At 44.1% G+C, this 345-nt stretch carries 1 protein-coding gene; it reads left to right on the forward strand.

Annotation, left to right across the window (positions count from 1 at the left end):
- Positions 1–345, forward strand: a 345-nt coding sequence (locus tag PZH32_RS11905) for a substrate-binding domain-containing protein (RefSeq protein ID WP_275208468.1), incomplete at both ends; no start/stop codon positions are given.

A 345-nucleotide genomic window follows, 5' to 3' on the forward strand; every position in this document is an offset into this window, starting at 1 on the left:
GTTCTTGATTCACTGCAGTCAGCACTTGACAAGAAGATTCCGGTTGTATGTTTCGACTCAGGTGTTCCGGACGCTCCAGAAGGATCTGTATACGCAACAGTTGTAACAGACAACGAGCAGGCTGGTGGAATTGCTGCTGAGCATATCTATCCAGCAATCAAAGACAAACTTGGAAAAGGACAGGTTCGTGTAGGTGAAGTTAACCAGGATGCAACATCCGCTAACATTTCTGAGCGTGGTATGGGATTCATCAACAAGTTCATCGAACTTGCTAAAGCTGATGGATATACAGTAGCAGTTGTAGGAAATGACTTCTATGTAAACCAGGTTAAAGACAACGGAGAT

Source organism: Adlercreutzia equolifaciens (genome assembly GCF_029076695.1).
Classification (GTDB): Bacteria; Actinomycetota; Coriobacteriia; order Coriobacteriales; family Eggerthellaceae; genus Adlercreutzia; species Adlercreutzia equolifaciens_A.